This window comes from Rhizobium sp. G187, from assembly GCF_051549525.1.
Classification (GTDB): Bacteria; Pseudomonadota; Alphaproteobacteria; order Rhizobiales; family Rhizobiaceae; genus Allorhizobium.
Genome location: NZ_JBPUGM010000005.1, coordinates 207,495 through 231,076, shown reverse-complemented (window position 1 = coordinate 231,076; position 23,582 = coordinate 207,495). Strand labels below are relative to the sequence as shown.

Here is a 23,582-nt window from a genome sequence, read left to right as displayed (position 1 = left end):
GGATGCCGCAAGAGTTTTGACAATTTGGGCGTTGCGCAATCGCATTGATTTCGCCCTCTAATTCTTGTGAAACGGCCGGTTGCGTTTGTGTCAACAGGTTAATGATTTACGATACATGGACAGACGTTGGTTGTGTCGATTTCACTACTGGAATTCCGCCAGTATTCGATAAAACATAGCTGAATGCTTTGCTCACGTACTATTGTGCCGTGCGAGACCGGCATGATGGCCTTGACCAAGGAGATGATCTGAGCTGCGAAGAGACGTTTAAATAGCGTTTTCCACGCAACTCGCCGCCCGTTAAGCGACGCAGATCACGATCGACAAAGCGCGTTGAAACATTGGCGTTGTCGGCTACGGCGCGACACAAAGGCGGCCGAATTGCCGCCAGCTCTGACTATCGTCCACCCCTCTGAGGATCTTATCGGAGAGCATGTAGCACGGATGATCGTTGGACGGTGTCGTGGAGACGTCGAGGATAGCAAGGCCGTGGATGATGGCTATGACAGCTTCATCGTTCGCGGGAGGGCGGGTTGACGGGTACTGGCCTCACTATCGTTGCCAGCAACCCTCCCGTATGGCTCGGCTGTTCACCCGGACCAATGGATCTGCCTATGCTGCGATCCCATCGTGGAGGTCTACGCCCGTGCGTTGCGCCATTTCCTGGCGATACGCCTCGACCTTCGGTGGGTAGACAATCCCGCGTACGATCGACATGGCCCTTAGTGCTGCAAAGAGGTGTATGTCGTCCTCCGAAAGGGTGCCATTAACGGCGCCCGGGGAGGCCATCATCGCTTCCAGTGCCCGCAGGTGTTCGTTGATCGTTGCGATATAGGTGCTGCTGTCCGCAATGCGATCGGCGAATTTGCCGATGATTGCCTCCTTGTTCCGTGTGAAGGATGCGCGTGCGGATGCGGTCGAAAACTCCTCCATCGGGGATGCGGCCCAGCGGGGCATGGCCAGCCGGTAGAGCGCGTCGGTCGCGTCGCTTAACCATTCCGCGATCAGCGGATTACGTGGTCCAACGATGATTGGGGTCTCGTTCAGATTGTCCACATAGGCAACGATATCCATGCTTTCCGGGATGAAGCGGCCCTCATGTTCTAGAATGGGAGCCATCTTTTTCCCGATCATCCGCGTTGGTAGCGCTTCGTCGTCGCTCATCATGACAATGAGTTCCATAGGAATATTCTTCAGTCCGAAAATGCTCCGGGCTTTCACGCAGAACGGACAGTGGTCATAGACGTAAAGCTTCATGGGATTATCTTCCAGATGATCAAATGCAGTGAGGCGAGATAAGCTCGCGGGCTCTCCGGATGGAAACGGCAGGTATATCTTGAGAACAGGTTCGATCCAGAATGCTGTTCATCGCAATTTATCGATCTTGAATGTTCATTAAAGAGGCCCGTGGGCTACACTCAGGTGAGTTGAGTTCTACTTAGGACCGGTCGCTCTCAGAAACGCTCGCCGCAAACATCCATGGCGCAACTATGCCAGCAACAATTTGCGTCATGTCCTTGATTTGATGGTTCAAGTGCTCTTGAGGTCCGGCGGCTCCAGATCACCATTCCCATCCGAGCGCGTTCGGTGCTCGCCGAACGCTTCCTGCGCTAGTTGGCGGACAAGGTCGATGTATCGGGAATTATCACCAGCACGGTGATTGAGGATGACGGGCGACGTAGCACCTTTACCATCTAGAAGCCGATAGTGCACATCCGACCGCATCTGCCGTGCCGAGGCGGGCACGATGCAGATCCCGGCCTCGGCAGCCACAAGGCCAAGCGCAGTCTGGATTTCCCGGACTTCTTGCACTTCAGCGGGACGTGCATCGTGTTCCTGGAGCATTGCAAGAATGTGATCGGCATAACCCGGCCTGGGCTCTTTTGGGTAGACGATGATTTTTTGACCAGTAAGATCCGCCACCGGGATTGGGTCAAGCTCCCGCGCCAAGGGCGTATCCCTCGGAATGGCCGCGACGAGTTTTTCCTCCCGCAGAACAACACCGGTCACATTTGGATCCGTGTAGCGCATCCGCCCGAAACCAATGTCGATGCGCCCCTCCTTGAGGGCCGGGATCTGCTGAACGGAGACCAGCTCAATCAGTTGTATATCCATTTCTGGCGCGCTCTGGCGCAGTTTCCTGACCAGTGGCGGCAAGCCTGCATAAAGGGTCGAGGCAACGAACCCGATCGACAGGAGGCTGTTCTGGTTCAGGCCCACTCTCTTGGTCGCCGCCTGCATCTGCTCGACCCTGCCGAGGATTTGCATCGACTGTTCGTAAAACAGCCGCCCCGCCTCCGTTAGGCGAACCGGCCTGCTTTTGCGGATGATGAGTGCGACGCCCAGTTCCTCCTCGATCAACTGAATCTGGCGGCTCAGCGGTGGCTGCGCCATGTTGAGCGCTTGTGCCGCGCGGGTGAAATTCCGTTCGCGTGCGACCGCAACGAAATAGCGCATCTGACGAAGGTCCACTGACGTTCCCACTCCCTAGTTTAGAAATCTCTATAGGTTCTGATATTTTGCGGCATGGATTGCGCCGATGCAAAAGGATTTCTGCGATATGATACCCATTGGGTATGGTAGTAGACGCAAATGATGTTGGACGCGGTGAGCAAGGCATCGCAGAATTCAGCCATGCACACGATCCTGCCATCAGCCAGACAGACCAAATCGAGCACCCCTGTCGTCGAACGGGTAGAAACCCTGCTCGTCGATCTGCCAACCATCCGGCCACACAAGTTGTCCGTCGCAACGATGCACGGTCAGACCTTGATGCTGGTTAAGGTTCATTGCAGCGACGGCATTGTTGGGATTGGTGAAGGCACGACGATCGGCGGACTGGCTTACGGAGCCGAAAGTCCGGAAAGCATGAAGATTGCGGTCGATACCTACTTCCGACCCGTTATGGTCGGGCAGGATGCCACATCTGTACGGTCACTGATGGCGCGCGTCGGTAAGGTTGTGAAGGAGAACCGGTTCGCGAAATGTGCGGTCGAAACGGCCCTTCTCGACGCCCATGGTAAACGGCTTGGGTTACCGATCAGCGAACTTCTGGGCGGGCGACTTCGCAGCCGGCTTGCCGTCGCGTGGACACTGGCGTCGGGGGATACGGCACGCGACATTGCCGAAGCGGAACAGATGCTGGACTTGCGTCGGCATCGAATCTTCAAATTGAAGATTGGTGCGAAGAGCCTGCAAGACGACATAGCGCATGTAGCCGCCATCAAGCGAGCGCTCGGCGACCGTGGCGCGGTTCGCGTTGACGTGAACATGGCGTGGAGCGAGTTGGACGCCGCCTATGGGATGGCGGCCCTTGCCGATATTGGCTGCGAGCTTGTCGAGCAACCGGTCGCGACCTCGGCCGCCCTGGCACGGCTGGTCCGCCGCTTCCCCGTTGCTCTCATGGCAGATGAATCGCTGTGCGGACCAGAAAGTGCCTTCGATCTGGCCAAGGTGCATGGCGCTGACGTCTTCGCTGTCAAGATCGAGCAAAGCGGTGGCCTTTACAATTCGCAGCATGTCGCGGCGATCGCCGACGCTGCGGGTATTGGTCTCTATGGGGGGACAATGCTCGAAGGTGGCATCGGTACTGTTGCGTCAGCGCAGGTGTTTTCGACCTTCCCTAACCTTCAATGGGGCACCGAGCTGTTCGGTCCACTCTTGCTGACGGAAGAAATTCTCGGCACGCCGCTGGACTACAGCGATTTCGAGTTGACCATACCAACGGGGCCAGGCCTCGGCATCGAACTGGACGAGGAGCGCGTCGCCTTCTTCACTCGAGACGGATTGCACAAGACGATCGTTGCTTTGGGCGAGGGAGATTGACCATGCTGTTTCATGTGCGAATGGACGTCAAAATCCCTCATGGCCTTGCGCAGTCAGAAGTTGCTGAAATTCTGTCGCGGGAAAAGGCGTATTCACAGAAATTGCAGAAGTCCGGCCAGTGGCGCCACATCTGGCGCCTTGCGGGTCAGTACGCGAACTTCAGCATCTTTGATGTGAAGGACAACGCAGAGCTGCATGAGATTCTCTCGGGGCTCCCGCTTTTCCAGTTCATGGAAATCGAAGTGACACCGATATTGCGGCATCCCTCGGCGATCCGAGAGGACGACACCTGACGTCCGAACGGAGGGTTGGTGGAGGACCGCACCCAGCCAATTTTTGAAATCCAAGAGGAGGATTGATCATGGACGTAAAGATATTCGATAGGCCCGACATTCAAGATTTTCTGAAGGTCCTTAGCGGCCTGGACAAGGACGGGGGCAACCCGCGAGTAAAACAGATCGTCCATCGGATCATGTCCGACCTCTTCAAGGCCATCGACGATCTCGACATTACACCGGATGAGTACTGGACAGGTATAGCCTGGCTGAACGAAATTGGTGCTGCAGGCCAGGCGGGCCTTATTTCTCCGGGGCTTGGTCTCGATCATTTTCTGGATGAACGTCTCGACGCGATCGACGAGGCACTTGGTATCGAAAATCCTACGCCGCGAACAATTGAGGGGCCGCTCTATGTGGCCGGCGCGCCGGTTTCAACGGGCTTCGCCCGTCTGGACGACGGTACGGATGAGAATGGTCATACTCTTATCATGCACGGTATAGTGCGTGGTGCAGACGGCAATCCGCTGCCCGGTGCTACTGTGGAGGTGTGGCACTGTGATACGCGGGGCTTCTACTCGCATTTCGATCCGACTGGTAAGCAGGCTCCCTTCAACATGCGCCGAACCATCATTACGGATGACAAGGGTGGCTACAAATTCCGCAGTATCGTGCCCCATGGTTATGGCGTGCCGCCGGGTAGCCCGACCGAGAAGCTCCTCTCATCTCTTGGTCGTCATGGCCAGCGGCCTGCGCATATCCACTTCTTTGTAAGCGCAGCTGGTCACCGCAAACTGACCACGCAGATCAACATCGAAGGTGATCCGCTAGTGAATGACGACTTCGCCTATGCCACGCGCGAGGGCTTGATCCCCTCGGTTATCGAGCGTGAGGATGAGGCGAGCATGCATGCAAATGGCCTCAACACTCCATTTGCCGAGATCGTTTTCGACATTCGACTGACCGCCTTGCTTGATGGCCGGGATAACCAGGTTAACGAACTGCGGAAACGCGCTACGGCCTGATGCAGGCTTCGCTGATCGGCGGCCTCGGAAGGTCGTCGGTCACGATCACCGCCGCACGGGGCCCTTTTTCCTTGCGAAGGATATCCGGAGCTGACCCGAGATCATGCCCTACCTTATGCTCGCAGAGCACCAGCTTTTCTACCAGGTTGATGGTGTTGACACGGAGGAAGCGTCCTCGAAACCATGGTTGGTGTTCTGCAACTCTCTGGGCACCGATCTTACTATGTGGGATCGCCAAGTAGGGTATTTGTCCAGGAACTATCGGATTCTCCGCTACGACCGCCGCGGCCACGGCCGGTCCACTGCGCCGCCTTCGCCTTTTGCCCTGTCAGATCTGGGAACGGACGTCCTGTTCCTTTTGGACGCGCTGGGAATCGATAAACCACACTTCTGTGGCTTGTCGATTGGTGGTCTGACCGGCCTGTGGCTCTGCGTGAATGCACCCGATCGACTGGATCGGGTGATCTTGTCGGCAACCTCTGCCAGGATCGGTAGCGCTGAAAACTGGAACGCCAGGACGAGTGCCGTGCGTGCCCACGGTCTGGGTGGGTTGATCTCGGCAACCCGCGATCGCTGGTTCAGTGCAGCTTTTGCGGCACGGGAGGCCCAAGCCGTTCAACACATTCTTGATGTCTTCAAAGCAACGAGCATCAATGGCTATGTAGGGTGTTGTGCCGCCCTGGCGGACGGTGATCTCCGTGAGGCGATTGACAGGATCAGCAATCCACTTCTCGCCATATCTGGAGACGACGATCCGGTATGCCCTCCATCGGACCTGGTGGCAATCGCCGACGCTGTTCAAGATGGGCGGCACGTTTCGCTGCCAGGCCGCCATCTTGTGAATATTGAAGCGCATGAAGCGTTTAATGCCGTTCTCACTGACTTTCTGACGCGTTCAGCCCGTGCGGAGGACGTGGCGGTCCTTGAGGAATCCCCAAAAGACGGTTGGACGGGAAACAGCCGCGCCTAGCCCAGAGAGACGTTGTGTGCCTAGGATGACGGTTGCTGCAGGTATGGCTTCGATGTTCGCCGGCCCGGGGTGGTCAGGCGAAAGGTAAGATTGATCCTTTCTCCCACGACGCCCGTCGTTCGAGCAATGCCGTGCTGCCAGTATTGTTGCGTCCCGCCTCCCATGATCAGAAGGCTTCCGTGCTGCAAGACAATACGTGCGGTTTTCGCATGGTTATCCTTACGGCGCAAATCGAAACGCCGTTCCGCACCAAAGCTGAGAGATGCAATGACTGGATCGATACCGAGTTCGGGCTCCTTGTCGGAGTGCCAGCCGATCGAGTCCGAACCGTCGCGATAAAGATTGGCCAACATGGAATTGAAGCGCGCATTGCAGATCGCTTCGATCCTGTTCTTCAGTTTCTCGAGGAGCGGTGTGAAGGGATAGGGCTTCAGGGCATGTGCCAAGGTAGAATAGGTGTGAACCACCTCTCCATACCAGCTGCTCAGTCTCGGCTGGGGAATTGTCTTGCCTTCAATGCGCACAAAGTGCTGCTCCCAGACGAGTTCGTCTTTCAGTTGAGCGTGGAGTTCGTCGGCAGATATGCCAAGATCCGGTGCGGGATGATAGACCACATCCGCATCCACCAGAGGCAGCCGCCAAGGGTCGTTGAACAAGTCGGGTGTCATGGGCTCCTCCGCCGAACTTCGTTTCGCCCCAGCGCCGAGGCTGCAGGATAGTCGATCGGCTGCCCTATTTTGCAGTCGATCGACGTCCAGGAATCCTGCGATCCAGGCAGCATCTCTGATCAGAACTCGATGACGGAGCGGATAGACTTGCCCTCGTGCATGAGGTCGAAGGCCGTGTTGATTTCCTCAAGTGGCATCTTGTGGGTGATCAGGTCATCGATGTTGATCTTGCCATCCATGTACCAATCGACGATCTTCGGCACGTCTGTACGGCCGCGTGCGCCACCGAAGGCAGAACCTTTCCAGACGCGGCCCGTTACCAGCTGGAACGGACGCGTGGAGATTTCCTTGCCGGCTTCAGCGACGCCGATAATGATCGATTCACCCCAGCCCCGATGCGCTGCTTCCAGTGCCTGCCGCATGACATTGACGTTGCCGGTCGCATCGAACGTGTAGTCAGCGCCGCCGTCAGTCAGGTCCTGGATTGCCTGCACGACCTTGTCGCTGCCGACTTCGGTCGGGTTGATGAAATCGGTCATGCCGAACTTTTTGGCCATCGGAACCTTTGCAGGGTTGAGATCAACGCCAATAATCTTGTCAGCGCCAACCATGCGGGCACCTTGGATGACGTTGAGGCCGATGCCGCCGAGACCGAAGACCACGACGGTCGAGCCAGGTCGAACCTTGGCCGTGTAGATGACGGCGCCGATGCCGGTCGTGACACCGCAGCCGATGTAGCAGATCTTGTCGAAAGGTGCGTCTTCCCGGATCTTCGCAAGCGCGATTTCTGGCAGCACGGTGAAGTTCGAGAAGGTCGAGCAACCCATGTAGTGGAAGATTTCGCCGCCGTCGCACGAGAAGCGCGACGTGTTATCCGGCATCAAGCCCTGTCCCTGGGTCGAGCGGATCGAGGTGCAGAGGTTCGATCGCTGCGAAAGGCAGGTTTTGCACTGACGGCATTCGGGCGTGTAAAGCGGAATGACGTGGTCGCCGACCTTCAGCGACGTGACACCTGCGCCGACCTCGCGCACAATGCCGGCACCTTCGTGCCCGAGAATTGCGGGAAACTTTCCCTCGGAATCAAGCCCAGAGAGCGTGTAGGCATCGGTATGGCATACGCCGGTTGCCATGACCTCGACCAGGACCTCTCCCGCTTTCGGTCCGCCGATCTCGATCGTTTCGATGGTGAGGGGCTTGTTGGCCTCCCATGCTACCGCTGCTCTGCTTTTCATACTGCAATTCCTCGCTAGGCTGCGGGCCTATTTCAGATAGGCGCGCAGAATCTTCACAATGTCTTCCATCTGGTCTTCGCCAACGGATGACGTCATTTCTCCAGCGGATGCCACCGTCTCCCGAAGATGGATCTCGAGAACCTCTGCCATCAGGCCTCCTGCAGCACCACGCATCGCGGCGATCTGCTGCAGGAGAAGCTTGCAGTCGGTTCCGGCTTCAATCGCTCGCTCCAGCGCTTCGGCCTGCCCCTTGATCCGACGGAGACGGGTCGTTGCACGCTTTTTGTCCTCAATGGAGTATGGCATCTGCTGTCCTTCCTCCGACCTCACATACTGGGTGGAGTATGTCAATATACTGGGCGCAGTATAAGAGTTCCGATGGGTTTGTCATAGTTCTTGAGATGGTTTTAGCGGAAACCGCAAATTTGAGTAGCTTCAGTATCTTGCGCTCTGATCCTGACACCAGTTGCCGCCGGATTGTAGCGAAAACGGCTACTCTGTGTCGCCAGCGGCTAAATTTATCCGCCTGCACGGAGGGACTAGCTAAAAATGAAGCCGCCGGCTTTTGGCATCTTCGTGCCCCGCAAGCGTTTTCGCGAACAATACGGGCTTCGACATTTACCTCCGAAGCGGCCAAGTGCCCGCTGGACGCTGATCCATCCGCATGCGGCACTTTTTGCTCAGGAAAAAGTCTCGTTATGACACCGATAACACGCATCATTCATCGCCGTGCCAATCCCGCTCAGGCAGCCCAGTACGAGCGTCTCGTCCGGCAAATGCTCGCCACTTGCTCACAGTCTCCGGGTTATCTGTTTTCGACCGTGATCCCACCCAGAGTAGATGGCGAGGAATTTCATATCGTACAGTGCTTCACAACTCAGGCTGCACTCGACGTTTGGCGCAACTCAAAGGAGGCTGCGGTCTGGCATGAACGCTTGCGGCAGGTCTCGGATCATGATCCCGAATACCGCGTATTCAACACGACGGACTTATGGTTTTCTGCCACAGGTTTGGAAGGTCAGAAACAACCTGCACGGTGGCGGATGGCGATTATCACCTGGATGGGGATATTTCCGCTTGCATCCTTGGCTGTGGCCTTCTTGTTTCCCCTGCTGACGGCACTGCCATTTATTCTCAGAATGATGCTGCTGACCGCATTGATCGTCCTTGCGATGCACTGGATTGTGATGCCGCGCCTGTTGCGTTGGCTTGCCAACTGGCTGAAGCCGTAAACGCGGCTCGCAGATCTGCCAGTCTATTCGCCAAGGTTTCCACGGCGGCCCTCATCAACGAGAATTTCGACCACATGCCTGACGCGAGGGAGAAGCTGCTTCGTCGATGGCCAGATGGCAGAGATCTCGATCTTGGCGCCTGTGAACGCATCCAGCACGGATATGAGTCGTCCTTCGTCGATGTGTTTTGTAACCAGTGAACTCGGCATCTGGGCGAGCCCAAGGCCGGCCACGGCAGCATCGACGATGGCGGCACCATCGCCGATCTCATGGGTCGGTGGTGGTGTCACACGAACCACAAGACCATCATTCGCCTTGACCCGCCACGAATTGGGGATATCCCGCCGAAATCCGACAATGCAGTCATGCTCCTGCAAGTCCTCGATTGTCAGGGGCGTGCCGCGCGCTTTCAAATAGCTCGGTGAGCCCACGATCAAGGCTCGCTGTTCGGTCAGCTTGCGGGTAATCAGTCCTGTGGTGCTCTTCGTCTCCCCAAATCGGATAGCAAGGTCCACACCTTCCTCGACCGGATCGATGATCCTGTCGGTGAGAGATAGGGAGAGAGTGAGACCTGGATGCTGTTTGGTGATTTTCGCAAGCACTGGCAGCAGGATCTTCCGGCCCCAGGCTGCCGGCGCATCAATACGCAACCGTCCAGCAAGTTGCTGGCTCTTTGCGGCCAACGCCTCTTCAGCGGAACCGATTTCCTCAAGAGCGTGGCGGCAACTAGCCAGATAAGCCTCGCCATCTGGCGTCAAGGTTAGCTTGCGCGTGCTTCGATGCAAAAGCTTCACGCCGAGTCTTTCTTCCAGTCGCGCAACACTTTTGCCCACGGCGGACTTGGTTACACCCAGCTTGTCTGCCGCTGCTGTGAAGCTCAACAAGGTGCCTGCTTCAACAAAACTGATGATACCGTTCAATTGCTCCAATTGAGCCATTGTAGCGAATTCCTCTACGCAGCGTGTAATTTCAGCCATTTATTATCGTTCCGTTTTACATTAGCAAAGTCCCGTCGGCAAGGTTTGCAGATGACCGCAAACTCAACGTTCAACTCTAAGGGTCTTTGAGATGCTACGTAAATCACTGCCCATGATGATCGCCCTTTCCGGCCTCATCTTGTCCTCGACGATGACATTTGCGGCGCCGGCCATCGAGGTTCTTGGTCAGGACTATGTCTTTCCGAACAAGATTGAGGGCCTTCCGGCAAAGCTCTCCGACTTCAAGGGGTTGGAGATCAACAGCTTCATGACAACGGACGGGGTCAAGCTGTCCTATTGGGAGGCTGGCCAAGGGCGACCGCTGATTTTCATCCCTGGCTGGTCGGCCAACGGGGCCGAATACATCAATGTCATGTATCTGCTCAGCCAGAAGTATCATGTCTACGTCATCGATCCGCGCAATCAGGGTCTCTCCCAGAACGTCGAATACGGCACCCGAATTGCCCGTTTCGGGGCAGACCTCAACGAGTTCATCGAGCATCTCGGTGTCGAGAAAGTTGACCTTTGTGGCTGGTCGATGGGGGCCTCCGTCGTGTGGAGCTATATCGACCTGTTCGGCACGGATACGATCCGTAAGGCAGTGTTCATCGACGAACCGATCTCGATCTATACGCATGCCGACTGGTCGGAGCAGGAGCGGCAGCAGGCCGGGGGGATGACGACCTCGGCCGAGCGCATGATCGCGGCTTTCGGCGGTGCGCCGACGAATGACCAGATCGTCGATATGAACGCCATGCGCCGCTACATGGAACAAGGATCACCCGCCTTCCAGAATTCGGAAGCCTTCGCGCAGACGTTCATCAAGAGCGACCCGAAGTTCATGAGCCTTGTGTTGTTCGATCACGCCATGAACGACTGGCGTGACGTCGTTCGCCACAAGATCGATGTGCCAACGGCGATCTTTACGGGCGAGAACAGCAACAATGTTCCGAGCCAAAAGTGGATGCAATCCGTCATTCCCGGCGCGGAACTCCATGTCTACAGCGCCCAGGATCAGGGCGATCATTTTCTCGCTTTCAAGAACCCAACGAAATTTACGGCTGATCTCGCATCATTCCTTGAGCGCTGATCGGTCTCGAGAGCCAAGCCACACCAGAAGGCGGTCTGTGACCGCTGCATTCAAAGGAGACTATCATGCCTGTCGTACGCGTAAGCTGGTTCAGCGGTAAGGATGCCAAGGCGAAGAAGGCGGTTGCCGCGGAAATCACCGAAAGCATCGTCAAGAACACAGGAACGGATCCGAACTACATCTACGTCATTTTCGAAGATGTTGCGCCGTCAGACTGGGCAGGCGCCGGAAAGATCTTCGGAGAAGAGACCGACAAGACCTGAATCCGTGCCGCGTCATCGGGGCGAATGCGGCGGGCTTTAGCCAGCCGCATTCCTCGCTGACACGTTGCTCCCCTCAAAACCAGAGAATGTCCCATGACCTATATCACCAACGTTTTCCATATGACGGTCGAGCCACAGGCTCTGGAAGAGTTTAAGACGCTGATTGCGCAGATCATCGCGCTCTCTAACAAGGAACCTGGCACGCTGATCTATGAATACTCCCTCGGTGAAGACGGGCGGAGCGTTCATATCGTCGAGCGTTATCTGACCGAAGGCGTGCTGCCGCATATCGAAGGAACCTTTGGCCCCTTTGCGGAGCAGTTCCTGAAACTCGCGACGATCAATGCGCTTTACGTATACGGCGAACCGCCGGCTGATTTGCGTGAGAAGCTTGCTTCTTTTGGCGCCGTTTTCATGGCGCCGCTGGCTGGCTTTGCGCGTCCGACAGTTGCTGCCTGATTGGCGTTTGTGGCCACCGTCGTCGTGGAATCACTAATCATGATACCCGGAAGGCTCCCGCCCTCCGGGTATTTGCATTGCCGAAATCGGTTCGCTCGTTTGTCAGGGGCTATCTCGTCCTGGTTGTCGGGAAAGCGCGTTCCGGACACGACCTGCTTGAATTGACAGAATGGGAGTGCCTGCTCCATCCGTCCTCAGCTGCTCTCGCCAGATTCCGAAGCCTCGCTGTCCCTGACAAGGAAGGGACAATCAGCATGAGAAACAAGCTGTCGTCGGCTTATTCATTCAGATAGCCGCTGGACCTGCAGATTTGCCCTGGCGATGCTCATGCTTGTTTCGACCGCCCCCACGATTGCGGCAGAGGAGCATCCCGAGCAGCCGTTTGCCACTGTCGATCTAACCGTAATCGAACAGTTTCCCGGAGCGATTGAGGCCTTCGTGAAAGCGGGTGATCCGAACGGCGAAAACATCCCCCATTGGCCGCCAATGATGGTCGACGGAAAGCAGCTCATGGAGTCTTGGAAAGTCTGCGGCATTGTTCTGGTCCCTGCCAGAGGGTGCTGAAACGGTCATGCTGGTCGGGCTGCCACCTGCGCGTCTTTCGATGGAGTAACCTTGCACGGTGCGTATGACTTTTCCTAAAACCCGCAGGCCGTCTCATCTGAGCTGCGGGTTCTATTGTTCGGGAATTGCTGTCGTACGGTTACGGCGCTCGTTAGCCTGAGGCCGTTGCCCGACGCACGACCGGCAGCACTTCGGTAGCCAACAATTCGATCGCGTCGGCAACCTTTCCGAAGGGCAAGCCGCCGATATCGATCTGCGCCATGAACCGATCATGTCGAAACATCTCGTGTTCGTAGAGGATCTTGTCGATGATCTGCTGGGGGCTGCCAACGAAGAGCGCGCCGTGCGGACTGGCGAGACGCTCATAGTCTGCACGCGACACTTTCCAACCATTGTCGCCATTCGGTAGATTGTGGCCGATGTAACGGGCGTAGTGAGGGTAGAACTCGTCCATGGCCACCTGGCTGTTCTTTTGCACATGCAGATGGCCAGAAATGCCCACCTTCAATCCGCTCGGGTCATGCTCCGCATCCAGGAAGCTTTTCCGGTAGAGATCGATGAATGGCCGGAAGCGTGCCGGTTCGCCGCCGATATTGGCAAGGTTCAGCGGCACGCCCGCCCTGCCTGCGCGGATTGCGCTTTCCGGAGTGCCGCCGGCGCCGATCCAGATTGGAGGCTTTGCCACATAGGGGCGTGGGGCGATTTCGACATTGTTCAGGGCCGGGCGGAAGCGGCCATTCCAGGTGATGGCTTCACTGGCGGAGATTTTCAGGAGGAGGTCGAGCTTTTCTTCGTAAAGGGCATCGTAGTCCTTCAGATCGTAGCCGAAAAGCGGGAAGGACTCGATGAATGCACCACGCCCAACCGTCACCTCCGCGCGCCCGGAAGACAGAAGGTCGATCGTTGCCAGTTCCTCGAAAATCCGAACCGGGTCAGAGGAAGACAGGATGGTGACGGCTGTGGTGATCCGGATGTTTTTGGTGACAGCCGCGATGGCACCCATGATGGCTACCGGGACAGAGATCGTGTAGTCCGGGCGATGGTGCTCGCCGATCCCGAAAACGCTCAAACCAGCCTGGTCGGCAAGTTTTGCCGCCTCCACGATCTCCAGTAGACGCTGTCTGGAGGGTTCCGGCCCACGGGTGCCGACTGGCAAGTCACCAAATGTGTAAAGACCGATTTCCATGTCGGCTGCCTTCCTATTCCGCAAATGTTTCCGCGAGGAAATCGCCGGCTTTTGCCGCCCCTTCGGCGGAAATTGTGTGCGGCACACCCGGCAGCAAGAGTGTCTCGACCTGAAGTCCCAAACCCTGAAGGGTGGCGGCAGCCTTCGTCGTCTCAGCCGCTGGGATCACGGGATCAGCGCTGCCATGGACCAAAAGAACGGGCGTTTCGCGTGCGGGCTGCAAAGGCAGTGGCGAAGCCAGGCGGCCCGAGAAACCTACCACGGCACCAACCGGCCAACGGCCTGATGCAGCGGCATCAAGCGCCATGATCGTGCCTTGTGAAAAACCGACAAACGCGACGCGGTCAAGCTTCCCGGCAAAGCCGTTTGCTTCGATGATCGACGTGATCACCTGATCAAAGGACGGCCGTGCGTCCGCAATCCGCGTGCTTCGATTCTCTTCAGTCACACCAGCGACGCTGAACCACTGGTAGCCCGAGCCAAAGCTGGAGGGGGCAGGGGCGTTGGGAGACACAAAGACGGCCCCCGGTATTCTGTCCTTCCAGGCATTGGCGAGCGGTGCAAGATCGTTGCCGCTGGAGCCGACGCCATGGAGCATGATGACCAGGATATTGGCAGCTATTGTTGACATCAGTATTGGTCCTTTATGAATGCTCGAAAGGCAACTGGGGGCCGACGGGCACGATGCCGTTCGGATTGAGTGCCTTGATGGAGTAGTAGCCGCGCTTGATATGGTCGATGTTCACCGTCCCACGAATGCCGGGTATGGCGAGAATGGCGGCGACGTAGCGACTGAGGCCCGGATAGTCTGCAAGCCGGCGTAGGTTGCATTTGAACAGGCCGTGATAGGCTGCATCAAAGCGCACGAGAGTAACGAACAAGCGTATGTCGGCTTCCGTCAATCGATCGCCAAACAGATATGGACCCTGATTGTCGAGGCGGGCTTCCAGCTCGTCAAGCGTCGAAAAGACATCGGCAAACGCTTCTTCATAAGCGATTTGCGTAACTGCGAATCCGGCCCGATAAACTCCATTGTTGAGCTTTGGGTAGATCCGTTCATTCAGCTCATCGATGTCGGCGCGAAGCGCATCCGGATAGAGATCGACGCTTTCGTCGGCAAGTTTTCCGAAACCGGAATTCAACATGCGCAGGATGTCGGCCGACTCGTTGTTGACGATCGTGCCGCGGAGCTTGTCCCATAAGACGGGAACCGTCGCTCTTCCTGTATAGGCGGGGTCGGCACGCGTGTAGAGCTCATGCAGATAACTGGCGCCGTTCAGCGTATCCAAATGGGAGCCGGGGTAGTCGCCGAAGCGCCATCCCTGCTCGGACAGGGCAGGCTCGACGACGGATACCGAAATCGCGCTTTCGAGTTTTTTCAATGCGCGACCCATCAGCGTCCGCGATGCCCAAGGGCAGATCAGCGCCACATAGAGGTGGTAGCGGCCAGCCTCTGCCTTGAAGCCTTCCTCGCCCGTTGGTCCAGCACTGCCGTCGGGGGTGATCCAGTTTCGAAAGCCTGAAATCTGCCGAACAAAGGCTCCCTTCTCGTCGCTTGCCTGGACGGGATGCCAGTCGGCTGTCCATTTACCTTCTACGAGCATTGTTTACCCCTTTAGGTTGTTGGCTGCCGACGAGACGATACTGATCTGTGTCCCCCAAGGGTCGCTGATGGTGAGCCCCTGTGGCCGCTCGGCGGCTGGAGTTCCTGTCTCATCTGCCCTTGATCTTGCGGAAGCTGCAAAGTTGTCGCCTGCGAGGATTTCGATATCGGCAAGACCGGTGCTCGGGTACGTGCGTTGGGCCGCACCGCGGCTGTTCCAGATATTGGTCGCAAAATGATGGTGATAGCCGTCTGCGGCATAGAATGTACCTCCGGGATAGCGTGACGTAACGGCAAAGCCGAGAACGTCGGCATAGAACGCCTCCGCTGCCGGGATCGCCCCCACCTGGAGGTGGACATGACCGACTATTGATCCCTCCGGGAAACCCCGCCACTCGTCGCTGCCGCGCGCAGCAACCAAAGCATCGATATCCAGTGGATCACTCGGCATGTGCACCAGTCCGTTCTTCCATTGCCAAGATAGGACTGGTCGGTCAGCGTATATCTCTACGCCATTGCCTTCCGGGTCGGCGAGGTACAACGCCTCGCTGACAGCATGATCGGATGCGCCTACGACGGGTGGCCGGGTCTTCATCGCATGCTGGACCCATCGAGCCAGGTCTGCGCGCGATGGAAGCAGAAATGCGGTGTGAAACAAACCTGCCTCGCGATGCGAGCGCCGGCGGGCTGTGGGGTCACGTCGCAACTCGAGTAGCGTCTTTCCCTCGACGCCGAGTTCTACGGCGCTCGCATCGCCCCGAAGGAGATGGAGGCCGACGGCCTCCTGATAGAAGCCACTGACCCGGTCGAGGTCGTTGACAGTCAAGGTGACTTTGCCGATGCCGGTTTTCTGGCTCGAAGTCGAGTTCATGGCTCTTACCTTTCTCAAACGTCGCAGTGATTACTTGCGGAACGGAGTCGGACGCAGGGCCTTGGCACCATCGCCGGTCAGCGCCAAAACGATGAGGCCGATGATCCAGAATGCCGGAAATTCCCAGCCCCCGTTGGCATTGTTGAAGAAGAAGCCAGCGGCGCCGTGAACAGTGACGATCGCTCCGAGCAGAACGGGGATCATCGCAACTGCGGCAACGCGCGGCCAGATGCCAAGGATGAGAGCCACGCCGCCGGCAACTTCCCAAAGAATCGTGACATAGGCGAGCCAGCCAGGGAGGCCGAGAGAGCCGAAAAAGCCAGCAGTGCCAGCCGGAGTGAAGACAAAGATTTTCAGGCCGGCATGGCTCAGGAAAAGCAGACCAAGTGTGACGCGCAGGACGAGTGCGGCGTAAGGAGCTGTGCGGGTGTCGATCATGGTAATTCTCTTCTCGTTGGATGAATTCGTGAGGAGAATATGCCCCAATTCCAGATCGATGATTATCCCGTCCATCAGAGGTAAATTGCTTCCAAAATGGAAGTAATTAAATCCAGCCCTTGTCCCATTTGGGCTGGCCGCGAAAAGCGTCGGCGAGAAAGTCGACCAGCACACGCACTTTCAACGCGAGATGACGTCCGGGCGGATAGACGGCATAGAGGCCACGCGGGACGTCTTCATATTGGGTAAGTACGGAACGGACTGTGCCTGCCTTCAGGCTCGCTCCAGCAATGAAACTTGGTACACGTGCAATACCCAATCCAGCTTCGGCTGCTGCAAGGCAGGCTTCCGCATTGGAGAAATTCAGGCGACCTCGCACGTCGGTCTCGATCATTCCCTGGCGATCAATGCTGTTGAACCGCCATGTTTGCGGATCGCTGAAGTTCGTATCGACAATGCAGCTGTGAAGGGGAAGGTCAGCCGGACTTTCCGGTGTTTGCTGTGCCGCGAAATAGGAAGGGGATGCGACAAGCACAATTCTGACAGGACAAAGCTTCTTGGCAATTAGACTGCTATCCGCTGGCTGCCCAATGCGGATTGCTGCATCGAAACCTTCATCGACAAGGTTGACCAGGCGATCGGCAAAGCTGACATCCAATTGGATATCGGGAAATGCCGCGGCAAACGAAATGAGGACGGGGGTCAACTGGGTCGTACCAAAGGTAACGGGCGCGGTAATCCGAAGCCTGCCCGAAGGAGTGCCCGCCGCATTGCGTACGGATGCATCGAGTGCATCCAAATCCTCAATGATGCCTTTGATCCGATCATAGTAGGCACGGCCGACTTCGGAGAGTGCCAAGGCGCGCGTTGTTCGTTTGATCAGCTGGACGCCGAGTTCTTTTTCAAGTCGCGAAACAAGTTTCGAGGCTTGCCCGGTACTTGTTCCAAGGCGCGAGGCGGCAGCAGCAAAGCTGCCTGTATCTATGACTGCCGCAAACATGCGGTCGCATTCCAGTCTGTCCAAGGCCTTTATCCTCTAAAAAATGGTCCGCGCTTGCATTTTCAAACGTCGCCCAAATGGGCACCGAAGTTTGCGACAGCGAAATCCAGGAAGCTTCTCAGCTTCGGTGTCAATCGTCGATCCGGCGCATAGAGGATGTGCAAGGGCCGGGTTGGGACCCTGTAGTTCGGAAGCAGTTCGACGAGTTGGCCATCGGCAAGATAGTCACGCACGAGTTCCAAGGGCTGCAACATGATCCCCAGTCCTTCCAAAGCCGCGCAAAGCAAAGGCTCGCCATGATCGGCAACCAGCCGGCTTGCAATGGGAATGACTTGCCGTCCGTCCGGGCCATCGAAAGTCCAATGGGTGCGGAGTGCTGTATGGGAAAATCCCAGGCATTCGTGCGCTGGGAGGTCCTGCGGCGAGGTTAGGGGTGGTGCTTTCGCCAGATATCTGGGCGATGCGCAAAGAGCGAGCCGGTAAGGTGAAAGCCGCCTTGCGATCAGGCCACTGTCGGACAGTTCTCCGACTCGAAATACGGCATCATAACCTTCTTCGATTAGGTCTACCGCACGATTGGCCAAGGTCAGTTCCACCGATACTTCCGGGAACTGCTTCATGAAACCAGGCAAAAGTGGAGAAAGGGTGCGCATGCCGAAGCTCACGGGAGCGTTGATGCGCAGGCGTCCTGCCGGAACAGCGCGTGTTTCTGCTGCCATGCTCTCGGCCGTTTCGACCTCAGCCAGGATGATTTTCGCGCGCTCATAAAAGATGCGGCCGAAGTCCGTCAGGCTTTGCCGTCGCGTTGAACGATGAAGAAGCTGAACCCCGAGATGCTGCTCAAGCTTCTGGACGTGTTTTCCGACAAGTTGAGGGGACATCTGCATAGCATCGGCCGCCGCGCTGAATGAACCGCAATCGACGGCTCTGACAAACACTTCCATGGCGGTTAGGCGATCCATTCGAAACGTTCCGTTTCAAGTGATGCGATATTTATAGGATTTATCCGAATTTGTTTCAGAGGCAAAGTGTCCTCCACCAAAAACAGAGGATACGGACATGAAAGTTGCAGTCATTGGAACAGGGAATATGGGCTCCGGATTCGCCCGGGCATTTGCTGCTTGCGGCGTTGATGTCGTGATCGGACATCGCGATCCGGCCAAGGCGGCATCGCTTGCCGCAGACATCGGCTCGAATGTGGAAGGCGGGGGTGTTGCCGCTGCAGTCAAGCTTGCTGATATCGTCCTATTGGCGCTGCCGTATCAGGCCGTTGGCCAGGTACTCGCGGATGCCGGCGATCTTACGGGCAAGATCCTGATCGACATCACCAATCCGATTACGGCGGATTACAAGGAATTGGTTCTGGGTCACACGACGTCTGCGGCCGAGGAGATCCAGAAGCTTGCCGGTGGTGCGCATGTCGTCAAGGCGTTCAACACGATCTTTGCAGGCTTGATCTCGCCGGAAGCGCGGGCCGCCAAGACGCTGCAGGTATTTGTGGCAGGCGATGATGAGGGAGCAACCGCGAAGGTTCGCGAATTGGCCGAGAAGCTCTCGTTCGAGGCCGTCAACGCCGGCCCGTTGAGCAATAGCCGCTTCCTTGAGCCGATCGGAGAAATGAACATCCATTTCGGTTTCTTCCTTGGTATGGGGCCGACTGTCGCTCCGTCCTGGGTACGCGTCTGACACGAATGCACGCGATGGACGGCGGCATCGCTGTCCATCTGCGAGTGCGCTGATGGGACTTTGGCAAAGGGGAAGGCGGCGTGGTCCATGTGGTCATGAGACTGCCAATGGGGGTACCGATGCACTTGAATGATTCAATCACATGGTTCGATGGCAGGCTCTTTGCCCCGGACAGCCCGTCCACGGGTAGTCATGGCCCTTCAATTGAAGACTTTCGCCTGTCTGGTGTTGCGCTCTTGGAAACTACCTACCAGGGCGTTCAGGCTTTCCAGATGACGATGCCGACGGAGGCCATACAGGATCCTCAAAGGGAAACCCTGACGGATCGTGATTTTATGGCATGGCTGCCAGTGGATTTCTCTGACGGGGTGATAGATGTCGAGGTCGCTAGTGAGCTTGTGCCAAACGCTCCCGGCTATGCGCGTGGATTTATCGGTCTGACTTTCCGTATCAATGAAAATGGGCGGTTCGAGAGTATCTACCTTCGCCCGACCAATAGCACCGCCGATGATCAGGTCCGCCGCAATCACAGTATCCAGTATGTCGCATATCCTGACTATCGTTTTGACAGGCTGAGGCGCGAAGAACCGGAGAAATACGAAAGCTATGCGGAGCTCGATCTCGGTCGATGGATTCACATGCGGATCGTGGTTGCGGGTGCCAGAGCAGAACTTTATCTCGATGGGAAAGCTCGCCCCGCCCTGATCGTCAATGACCTGAAATTCGGCGTGAATCAGCGCGGCGGCGTCGGGGTATGGCTGGAATCTGGAACGATTGCCTATTTCCGAAATCTGCGCATATCGTCCGCTCGATAGCGATCAGACAGGAATTGCCAGCCGGTAATGCCGCCGCAATCCGACGAGGGCACTGTCACCTGACTTTTCAAGCAGGTGACGTTTCGATGGGTCGTTCTAAAGCCATTCTCCGTGTACTGTTCTTCTATCTCCACCCGATCATCGTTCTTGCCATACTCGTTGGCGGCCCCCTGAGCATTCTTTTGCTCCGCTGACCGCGAGAGGTCTTAGGCCTGATCGGCTGACGCCATGGTCGGCTGAAGTCCGGATGGCGTGTTGCGGCGCAGTTTACGCCCGCGATGGCGCGTCTTGATCATCATAATCATCAGGTGCCTTCGGCAGAAATCGCTGCAGGCGTTGGGTTACGCTGTCTATGTAGGACAGGATCACCGGCACGATGATCAGGGTCAGGATTGTCGAGCTGACCAGCCCGCCGATGACGGCATGGGCCATTGAAGCACGCTGCGCGCCGCCGCCGGCCACCGCCATGCCGAGCGGTATCATCCCGAAGATCATCGCCAGCGTCGTCATGACAATCGGCCGGAAACGGATGGCTCCTGCGCTGATCAGCGCCTCATTCAGGGGGAGGCCACGCTGCCGTTCCTGGTTGGCAAAGTCCACCAGGAGGATACCGTTCTTGCTGACGAGGCCCATCAGCATGATGAAGCCGATCAACGAGAACATGTTGATCGTGCTGCCTGCGACCATGAGGCCGAGAAGGACGCCGGCGAGCGATAGAGGCAGCGCGGCCATGATGGCAAGCGGCTGCAAGAAGCTCCCGAATTGCGAGGCCAGTACAAGGTAGATGAAGATCACCGCCATTGCGAGGGCGGCTGCCATATCCCCAAACGTCTCCTGCATATTTTCGGATTGGCCCCCAAAAAGAATATGATAGCCATTGGGCAAGTCGCGACCGTCAATCAGGGTTTGCAACTCGCGGGTCAGCTCACCCAAGGTGCGACCCGACACGTCGGCGGAGACCAGCACTTCACGGTGATTGTCGAGACGGCGGATCTCGGAGGCAGCGGGGACAGTCTTCAAATCTGCGACCTGATCGACCTGTACGAGTATTGGCCTGTCATTCGCATCCACCCGGCCCGTTGTCAGCATGAGCTCGCCAATCGTCGCCGTGTCCGTGCGCTGCTCCCTCGGCAGCCGCGCGACGATATCGTAGGTTTCACCGGTTGCATCGGTCCAGCTCGAGAGCGCTTCGCCACCGATCAGGGGAGATAGCGAGGCGGCAAGATCGGCCCGGGTCATGCCGAGATCACTTGCCGCCTCGCTCTTCAGGCGCACCGAGAGGATGGAGGTCACGTCCCTGGCGCTTGAATTCACATCCACCATGCCCGGGATCTGACGCATATCATTGGTAAGATCCTTGGCGATTTTCTCTATGATTGCTCGGTCGTCCCCAAGCACGCTGAGCTTAATTGGGCTGTCACCGCCGCCCAAACCTTCCTGAACGATGGCGGTATCAATGCCTGGGATGGCGGCCAGTCGCTCGCGGATCGGATTTGCCAGCGTGACCGGTGTTCGTGTGCGATGTGGCAGAGACACGAGGCGCACCAGCACGGCAGCACGGTTCTTTCCAACCGTCCCGCCCGTGTTGATGGTCGAATAGAGCGTCTCGATCTCAGGAAACTCCCTGAGCGCATTTTCAACCTGCCGAAGCTTCGTGGCCGTGTAGTCGAGGGAGGAGCCAGCTGGTGCGGTCACATTGATCTGGAAGCGGCCCTCGTCGCTCGCAGGCACAAACTCCGTGCCGACCAACGGCATCAGGAAAAGGCTGCCGATGAAGATGCCGACAGTTGTCAACAGCGTGACCAGGCGATGTCGCAGCGTCCAGCCGATCACATGGCGATACTGGTTGGCCAACCATTCGAAACCGTGATCAAAACCCGCGATCAGTTGCCCGATTGGCCCACGTTTAGAATCCGGATGGGAATCTGGATCGAACCAGACGCTGGACAGCATCGGATCGAGCGTGAAGGCGACGAAGAGCGAGATAAGGACGGCTGCCGAAACAGTGACGCCGAATTCGTAAAAGAAGCGGCCCACGATCCCCTCCATGAAGGCGACCGGCAGGAAAACCGCGACGATGGTCAATGTCGTGGCGACCACGGCAAGGCCAATTTCATTGGTGCCGTCGAGCGCCGCGCGAAGGTGCGACTTGCCCATGTGGAGGTGGCGCGTGATGTTCTCTCGCACGACAATAGCATCGTCCACCAGGATGCCGATAGACAACGTCAGCGCCAGCAAACTGAGCGTGTTCAGCGTAAAGCCAAGAAGGCCGATTACCGCTAGCGTACCCAGCATCGCGATTGGAAGCGTCAGGCCGGTGATGACGGTGCTGCGCCAGGAATTGAGGAACAGAAAGACAATCGCAACGGCCAGTGCAGCCCCTTCAACCAGGGTCGCCTGAACTTGGGACACAGAGTCCTGGATGGCAGTTGAGGCATCGGTAACAATGCGAAGCTGGACATTCTGCTTGGCAAGCTCTGCATTGAGCTCATCGAGACGTGCGCGCACATCCGCCACGACCTGAACAGTGTTGGCGTCCTGCGCTTTCACGACATCGATGGCGAGCGCTGCCTGTCCATTATACAGGGCGCGGCTTTCGGCATCGGCGGCGCCTTCGGCAACGGTGGCAACGTCGCGGAGATAGACCGGCCCGCCCCCACGACGGGCGACAATTGCGTCGAGCAGATTTTCAGGCAGCTCAATGTGGTCCTGCACCTGGATCGTGCGTTCTGAAAATTTATCGATGATACTGCCGGCCGGGCTATTCTGGTTTGCCGATTTGAGAGCAGTGATGACATCATCGATACCAACGCCAAAGGCTCGCATTCGCGTATCAAGAATGGAGACGTCAATCTGGCGCTTTTGGCCGCCGATCAAAGTGACCTGGCCGACACCTGGAATAGTGGTCAGGTCTCGCACAACCCGCTGATCTGCGATCGTTGTCAGGGCCGGGACATCCAGCGACACCGAACTCACGGCAATGGAGAGGACCGGCTGATCCGATGGATCGAACCGGGAGACGATTGGCTTGTCCACATCGTTCGGGAACGCGGCTTCAATCGTTGCAAGCTTCTCGCGTACGTCCTGTGCTGCATCCGCGCCCTGCACATCAAGGTTAAACTTGGCGGTTACCACCGAGCGACCTTCGTAAGAGGTTGAAGCGATCTCATCGAGCCCGCTGATGGCGTTCAATGCATCCTCTATTGGGCGAGTAACGTCTGTCTCGACGGTTTCCGGGGTGGCGCCCGGATATGTCGTCATGACCACAACGATTGGAACGTCGACGTTGGGATATTGATCAAGCCCCAGCCGCTGAAGGGAGAAAATGCCCATGACCAGCAAGGACAACATCATCATGGTGGTGAATACGGGATGTGTGACTGAAATGCGGGTCAGGAACATC

General features: G+C 57.2%; 24 protein-coding genes and 1 pseudogene. 11 read left to right on the top strand and 14 right to left on the bottom strand.

Going from position 1 to position 23,582, the window contains the following annotated elements:
• Positions 1 to 612: 612 nt before the first annotated feature.
• Together grxB and ACSV9I_RS16090 are read right to left on the bottom strand one after the other, a co-directional pair.
• Entirely contained in the window at positions 613 to 1,257 is a 645-nt protein-coding gene (gene grxB / locus ACSV9I_RS16095) for a glutaredoxin 2 (protein ID WP_438329875.1), read from the bottom strand.
• 273 nt (positions 1,258 to 1,530) lie between these two features.
• A complete protein-coding gene (locus tag ACSV9I_RS16090; protein ID WP_438329874.1) occupies positions 1,531 to 2,472 on the bottom strand; it encodes a LysR family transcriptional regulator in 942 nt (313 codons plus the stop codon).
• A gap of 162 nt (positions 2,473 to 2,634) precedes the next feature.
• Here ACSV9I_RS16090 and ACSV9I_RS16085 point away from each other — a divergent pair, with 162 nt between their 5' ends.
• The 4 genes from ACSV9I_RS16085 to pcaD all read left to right on the top strand — a co-directional run bounded on the left by ACSV9I_RS16085 (position 2,635) and on the right by pcaD (position 6,095).
• Positions 2,635 to 3,825 (top strand): muconate/chloromuconate family cycloisomerase, encoded by a 1,191-nt coding sequence (locus tag ACSV9I_RS16085; protein WP_438329873.1) that lies wholly within the window; start codon positions 2,635 to 2,637, stop codon positions 3,823 to 3,825.
• A 2-nt stretch (positions 3,826 to 3,827) separates the two neighbouring features.
• Positions 3,828 to 4,118 (top strand): muconolactone Delta-isomerase, encoded by a 291-nt coding sequence (gene catC, locus ACSV9I_RS16080; RefSeq protein ID WP_438329872.1) that lies wholly within the window; start codon positions 3,828 to 3,830, stop codon positions 4,116 to 4,118.
• Between the two features lie 68 nt (positions 4,119 to 4,186).
• The gene (gene catA / locus ACSV9I_RS16075) at positions 4,187 to 5,125 is read left to right on the top strand and encodes a catechol 1,2-dioxygenase (protein ID WP_438329871.1); all 939 of its coding nucleotides are present in this window, start codon (positions 4,187 to 4,189) and stop codon (positions 5,123 to 5,125) included.
• Between the two features lie 103 nt (positions 5,126 to 5,228).
• Positions 5,229 to 6,095, top strand: a complete 867-nt coding sequence (pcaD, locus tag ACSV9I_RS16070; protein ID WP_438329870.1) for a 3-oxoadipate enol-lactonase — start codon at positions 5,229 to 5,231, stop codon at positions 6,093 to 6,095.
• A 20-nt stretch (positions 6,096 to 6,115) separates the two neighbouring features.
• Here the strand turns inward: pcaD and ACSV9I_RS16065 are convergent, their stop codons facing one another.
• The 3 genes from ACSV9I_RS16065 to ACSV9I_RS16055 all read right to left on the bottom strand — a co-directional run bounded on the left by ACSV9I_RS16065 (position 6,116) and on the right by ACSV9I_RS16055 (position 8,301).
• Positions 6,116 to 6,763: an alpha-ketoglutarate-dependent dioxygenase AlkB family protein gene (locus ACSV9I_RS16065; RefSeq protein ID WP_438329869.1), complete on the bottom strand. Its 648-nt coding sequence runs from the start codon at positions 6,761 to 6,763 to the stop codon at positions 6,116 to 6,118.
• 119 nt (positions 6,764 to 6,882) lie between these two features.
• Positions 6,883 to 7,995, bottom strand: coding sequence for an S-(hydroxymethyl)glutathione dehydrogenase/class III alcohol dehydrogenase (locus tag ACSV9I_RS16060; RefSeq protein ID WP_438329868.1), 1,113 nt, complete (start codon positions 7,993 to 7,995; stop codon positions 6,883 to 6,885).
• Positions 7,996 to 8,022: 27 nt separating this feature from the next.
• Positions 8,023 to 8,301, bottom strand: a complete 279-nt coding sequence (locus ACSV9I_RS16055) for a metal/formaldehyde-sensitive transcriptional repressor (RefSeq protein WP_054157501.1) — start codon at positions 8,299 to 8,301, stop codon at positions 8,023 to 8,025.
• 392 nt (positions 8,302 to 8,693) lie between these two features.
• Here ACSV9I_RS16055 and ACSV9I_RS16050 point away from each other — a divergent pair, with 392 nt between their 5' ends.
• Positions 8,694 to 9,227, top strand: a complete 534-nt coding sequence (locus tag ACSV9I_RS16050) for an antibiotic biosynthesis monooxygenase (protein WP_438329867.1) — start codon at positions 8,694 to 8,696, stop codon at positions 9,225 to 9,227.
• A gap of 23 nt (positions 9,228 to 9,250) precedes the next feature.
• On the opposite strand, the gene ACSV9I_RS16045 is transcribed toward ACSV9I_RS16050, so the two are convergent.
• Positions 9,251 to 10,204 (bottom strand): LysR family transcriptional regulator, encoded by a 954-nt coding sequence (locus tag ACSV9I_RS16045; RefSeq protein WP_438329865.1) that lies wholly within the window; start codon positions 10,202 to 10,204, stop codon positions 9,251 to 9,253.
• Between the two features lie 91 nt (positions 10,205 to 10,295).
• Between ACSV9I_RS16045 and ACSV9I_RS16040 the strand changes: the two genes are divergently transcribed.
• The 4 genes from ACSV9I_RS16040 (at position 10,296) to ACSV9I_RS16025 (ending at position 12,580) form a co-directional block, all read left to right on the top strand.
• Positions 10,296 to 11,294 carry an alpha/beta fold hydrolase gene (locus tag ACSV9I_RS16040; RefSeq protein ID WP_438329864.1) on the top strand — a complete coding sequence of 333 codons (999 nt, stop codon included), beginning with the start codon at positions 10,296 to 10,298 and terminating at the stop codon, positions 11,292 to 11,294.
• Positions 11,295 to 11,359: 65 nt separating this feature from the next.
• Positions 11,360 to 11,557 (top strand): tautomerase family protein, encoded by a 198-nt coding sequence (locus tag ACSV9I_RS16035; RefSeq protein WP_438329863.1) that lies wholly within the window; start codon positions 11,360 to 11,362, stop codon positions 11,555 to 11,557.
• A 93-nt stretch (positions 11,558 to 11,650) separates the two neighbouring features.
• Positions 11,651 to 12,016, top strand: coding sequence for a putative quinol monooxygenase (locus ACSV9I_RS16030; RefSeq protein ID WP_054157505.1), 366 nt, complete (start codon positions 11,651 to 11,653; stop codon positions 12,014 to 12,016).
• Positions 12,017 to 12,343: 327 nt separating this feature from the next.
• Complete coding sequence (locus ACSV9I_RS16025) at positions 12,344 to 12,580, top strand: hypothetical protein (RefSeq protein ID WP_438329862.1); 237 nt, start codon at positions 12,344 to 12,346, stop codon at positions 12,578 to 12,580.
• Between the two features lie 151 nt (positions 12,581 to 12,731).
• Here ACSV9I_RS16025 and ACSV9I_RS16020 read toward each other — a convergent pair whose 3' ends face one another.
• The 7 genes from ACSV9I_RS16020 to ACSV9I_RS15990 form a co-directional block, all read right to left on the bottom strand.
• Positions 12,732 to 13,766: an LLM class flavin-dependent oxidoreductase gene (locus ACSV9I_RS16020; RefSeq protein WP_438329861.1), complete on the bottom strand. Its 1,035-nt coding sequence runs from the start codon at positions 13,764 to 13,766 to the stop codon at positions 12,732 to 12,734.
• Positions 13,767 to 13,779: 13 nt separating this feature from the next.
• Positions 13,780 to 14,397 (bottom strand): alpha/beta hydrolase, encoded by a 618-nt coding sequence (locus ACSV9I_RS16015; RefSeq protein ID WP_438329860.1) that lies wholly within the window; start codon positions 14,395 to 14,397, stop codon positions 13,780 to 13,782.
• A gap of 13 nt (positions 14,398 to 14,410) precedes the next feature.
• The gene (locus ACSV9I_RS16010; RefSeq protein WP_438329859.1) at positions 14,411 to 15,370 is read right to left on the bottom strand and encodes a glutathione S-transferase family protein; all 960 of its coding nucleotides are present in this window, start codon (positions 15,368 to 15,370) and stop codon (positions 14,411 to 14,413) included.
• Positions 15,371 to 15,373: 3 nt separating this feature from the next.
• Positions 15,374 to 16,240, bottom strand: a complete 867-nt coding sequence (locus tag ACSV9I_RS16005) for a VOC family protein (protein WP_438329858.1) — start codon at positions 16,238 to 16,240, stop codon at positions 15,374 to 15,376.
• Positions 16,241 to 16,270: 30 nt separating this feature from the next.
• Positions 16,271 to 16,678, bottom strand: coding sequence for a DoxX family protein (locus ACSV9I_RS16000; protein WP_054157510.1), 408 nt, complete (start codon positions 16,676 to 16,678; stop codon positions 16,271 to 16,273).
• 106 nt (positions 16,679 to 16,784) lie between these two features.
• Entirely contained in the window at positions 16,785 to 17,678 is an 894-nt protein-coding gene (locus tag ACSV9I_RS15995) for a LysR family transcriptional regulator (protein ID WP_438329857.1), read from the bottom strand.
• A 62-nt stretch (positions 17,679 to 17,740) separates the two neighbouring features.
• A complete protein-coding gene (locus ACSV9I_RS15990) occupies positions 17,741 to 18,640 on the bottom strand; it encodes a LysR family transcriptional regulator (protein ID WP_054157512.1) in 900 nt (299 codons plus the stop codon).
• A 91-nt stretch (positions 18,641 to 18,731) separates the two neighbouring features.
• On the opposite strand from ACSV9I_RS15990, the pseudogene ACSV9I_RS15985 reads away from it, so the two are divergent.
• A pseudogene (locus ACSV9I_RS15985) lies at positions 18,732 to 19,364 on the top strand (NADPH-dependent F420 reductase); the annotation flags it as partial.
• A gap of 119 nt (positions 19,365 to 19,483) precedes the next feature.
• Positions 19,484 to 20,179: a hypothetical protein gene (locus ACSV9I_RS15980; RefSeq protein WP_438329856.1), complete on the top strand. Its 696-nt coding sequence runs from the start codon at positions 19,484 to 19,486 to the stop codon at positions 20,177 to 20,179.
• Between the two features lie 267 nt (positions 20,180 to 20,446).
• Here ACSV9I_RS15980 and ACSV9I_RS15975 read toward each other — a convergent pair whose 3' ends face one another.
• The gene (locus ACSV9I_RS15975; RefSeq protein ID WP_438329855.1) at positions 20,447 to 23,581 is read right to left on the bottom strand and encodes an efflux RND transporter permease subunit; all 3,135 of its coding nucleotides are present in this window, start codon (positions 23,579 to 23,581) and stop codon (positions 20,447 to 20,449) included.
• Between the last annotated feature and the right edge of the window lies 1 nt (position 23,582).